The organism is Syntrophorhabdaceae bacterium, assembly GCA_028698615.1.
In the GTDB taxonomy this organism is placed as follows: Bacteria; Desulfobacterota; Syntrophorhabdia; order Syntrophorhabdales; family Syntrophorhabdaceae; genus Delta-02.
On sequence record JAQVWF010000071.1, the window covers coordinates 5920 to 9139 of the forward strand.

The following is a 3220-nucleotide window of genomic DNA, read 5'->3' on the forward strand; positions in this document are numbered from 1 at the left end:
TCATCGAAAGAGACGGCATGATACTCATCGCGCGGAGAAAACGCGCCTTCATGGGAAACAACTGGGAATTCCCGGGGGGCAAACTGGAAGACAACGAAACCCTGGAAGAGTGCCTGAAACGGGAGATCCGGGAAGAGCTTGGCATCGACATTGCCGTGGGAAAGCTCATCTCCTCCAGGAAACATGTCCTCAACTGCCAGTCGGCCATCATCCTTTACGCCTACCGCGCGGAGTATGTCTCCGGCGAGATCGTCCTTACCGACCACGACGAGATCGCCTGGGTCGCCCCCGAAGACCTCCAGAGATACGCCTTCCCCGACCCGGACTGGCTGATCGTGAAGGATATATTGAAGACACCTTAAAACGTCTTTACCGCTACCGACCGTTCCCTGTCGAAGAAGTAATGGAAAAGAATTCTTCTCACCCGTTGCCCGTCTCCAGCAGTGACAAAAAATACTCCCTTATCGCCGGTGTTGTCGTCGAGAAGTCGAAGCGGTCTACGAAGGCGTCCATTTCGAAACCCTTGCCCTCGCGGAAGACGGCGTTCATCCGGGCATAGACGTCGCCCGCTGCGTCCTCTACCCAGGCCGTAGCAAGGACGTCTCTTTCCTCGATTGTTAACATCTGCGCCTTTGCACGGTAGGGGGTGCTGCACATGATGGGCTTGAAGAACTCCATTTCCGCCTTTCTCGTCATGGCGACGATCCTGGTCTTCATGACGATCGCATACCAGATGATGACATCGAGGATCCCGAAGATCATGCCGCCGTGGAGTACCTCGGCATAACCTTCGAAACGGTTGTCGATAGACAGGTCAGAGTAAACGATGCCGTCTTCGTGGTATATCTCGAGCTGGAGCCCGTCTTCCCTGTCGGGGCTTAAGAAGAAGGATTTTTTGTATGCCGGAAGTCTGCCGTTCATGATGTCACCTCGGAAGATGTGGCCCCTTTGTTCTTGCGCGCGTCGGCAGCGGGATTCCGGGCCTTATCGAGATAGCCCATGCCGAGCTGCCCGCATGCCCCGCCGACGTCCTGCCCGCGCGAATCGCGGATAATGGTCGTAAAATAACGGTCGATGAGATACTGGTGGAACCTGTCCACCCTTTCCCTTTCCGGTCTTTCGAATTCAGTATACGACGATGGGTTGTAGGGTATAAGGTTGATCTTGCACTTGATATCCTTCAAGAGCTCCGAGAGCTTCCTCGCATCATCGAGAGAATCGTTGACGCCCTTGATGAGGATGTACTCAAAGGTGATCCTCGTGCGCTTCGTCCCCTTGAAACCCCTCACGAAATCCATGATCTTGCCGATGGAATAAAGCCTGTTGATGGGCATCAGCATGGACCGCGTCTCGTCATCGGCGGCATTGAGAGAGATGGCAATGACGGCGGACTTTGCATCCAGCGCCCTCAAACCGTCGAGAAGGCCCACGGAAGAAATGGTTATCTTACGGTAGGAAAGATCAAGGCCGGCCTGATCCTTGAGGATATCAAGCGCAGTCGCAACGTTGTCGATGTTGTCCATGGGCTCTCCCATCCCCATGAACACAATGTTCGTTACAGGCCTTCTGCCCGCCTTTCTCAAGTACTCCCGCATGGTTATGACCTGCCCTACGATCTCGGCGGCCGTCAGGTTCCTCTTGAAACCGATCTTTCCCGTTACACAGAACCTGCATCCCATGCGGCATCCGATCTGCGTGGAGACACAGAGGGTCACGCGGGTCTTCTCGGGCATGAGCACGCTCTCGATGACATGGCCGTCCTTTGCGGCAAGGGCAAGCTTCGTCGAGCCGTCGCGAGAGGAATGCTCTTCGGCTATGGGCATGGTGTCAAGGGAGAACATCTCCGAGAAGACGCTCCTCAAGCCCTTGGGGATGTTTGTCATCTCCCCGAAATCGAGATTGCCCTGGTTATAGACCCAGCGAAATAGCTGGCGGGCACGGTATTTTTCCTTGCCCAGCGCACCTATCTGCGCTTCGAGATCAAAGAGAGTGAAACCAAAAAAATCTTCCATTGCTTGACTGGCTCTCCGGAGTGGCTCTTTGACGAACTTAAGACATCATACGATACCAGAAAAAGCTTATTTTTTCAAGGTATTCAGCGCGTTAACGGGTTAACGCCGATGACCGCGGCAAAAGTGGCCGCCATGCCCCCTGTATCCCCGGTAGCCTCCGTACCAGCCCCGGGGACCGCCCCAGCCTCGATACCAGCGGGAGGGCCAGGGCCGCGGGTAGAACCGGTAATCAAAGGGATAATAGGAATAGCTCCACGCAGGGCCGGTCCCGATGTAGATGTACTCGCGGGTGACCGCCGGCGCGGGGCTGACTTCGGCAATTGCAGCAGCAGCGCTGACATCCGCCGGGGGCGCGTAAGGGGCCGACCGCCGCTCGGGCTCCCGGGTATCGCCCGATGGCAGCGGATCGCCGTCCTTCATCCTGTTCCATTTGTCCCATACGTCAGCGGGCCGGTTCGTGGTGTAGACGGGGGCTTCGCCCTCTTTCCTCATGATGAGACGGGTCCCGACAATGATCTTCATCCTGCCCTTCGGCTGGGCAACAAAAAGCTCACCGGCGAGGACCGATATCTCGGTCTCACCCGCAGCGTTGATATCTATGCGGAAGGTGGACCGGTCGAAGGCATCGACCTGTGCGGAAGGCGTATTGAAAAAGAGGGGATAGCCCTTGAGTCCCTTGAAATTGACGTGGGCCTTGCCGCGCTCCAGGGAGAACTGGACGGCCCCGGGCTCAATGGAGAGGACTTTCAACCGGCTCCCCTCGGTGATCCTCACCACGCTTCCGTCGCGTATGAAAAGTTCCGCGTTGCCCGGTCCCGTGACCATGAGGGTCTCCCCTTCCGCAAGGGCCTGGTTGGTCTTTGCGGGAACACCGCGCTGGGAATTGGCGGCAATACGCAGAACGGCGCCTTCGATGAAGTTTACGTAAACCGCTCCGGGGGAGGAGGCGTAGAGAGACGTACCGAAGGCAAGGAAGATTAAAAGCGCTGTGATCGTTCTTCTTGTGGTCTCCATGGTGTCTTTCCTTCCGTCCCCTATTCTACCACCTTCCGCATCGAAAGTGTATCGGCCGTCAATTCTTCGTTGCCTTCACGGGCGCACTTAGCTCAACGTGAGCCTTGATGCCCCCGTTTGCCGCTCCCTTGGAATTCCCGCCCCTATTCACTACCGCTGCCGCCGGTGGACCAGGGACAGGGGGCGCCGTCTTC

At 56.8% G+C, this 3220-nt stretch carries 4 protein-coding genes; 1 reads left to right on the forward strand and 3 read right to left on the reverse strand.

Translation table 11 applies throughout. The features are described 5' to 3' along the window. Positions 1-17: 17 nt before the first annotated feature. A complete protein-coding gene (locus tag PHC90_13690) occupies positions 18-362 on the forward strand; it encodes a (deoxy)nucleoside triphosphate pyrophosphohydrolase (protein ID MDD3847396.1) in 345 nt (114 codons plus the stop codon). A gap of 58 nt (positions 363-420) precedes the next feature. Here the strand turns inward: PHC90_13690 and PHC90_13695 are convergent, their stop codons facing one another. The 3 genes from PHC90_13695 to PHC90_13705 all read right to left on the reverse strand — a co-directional run bounded on the left by PHC90_13695 (position 421) and on the right by PHC90_13705 (position 3026). Continuing rightward, a complete protein-coding gene (locus PHC90_13695; protein ID MDD3847397.1) occupies positions 421-921 on the reverse strand; it encodes a PaaI family thioesterase in 501 nt (166 codons plus the stop codon). After that, positions 918-2012, reverse strand: coding sequence for a 23S rRNA (adenine(2503)-C(2))-methyltransferase RlmN (rlmN, locus tag PHC90_13700; GenBank protein MDD3847398.1), 1095 nt, complete (start codon positions 2010-2012; stop codon positions 918-920). The genes PHC90_13695 and rlmN overlap by 4 nt, the downstream gene beginning before the upstream one ends. A 99-nt stretch (positions 2013-2111) precedes the next feature. Further along, positions 2112-3026, reverse strand: coding sequence for a FecR family protein (locus PHC90_13705; protein ID MDD3847399.1), 915 nt, complete (start codon positions 3024-3026; stop codon positions 2112-2114). Positions 3027-3220: the final 194 nt, after the last annotated feature.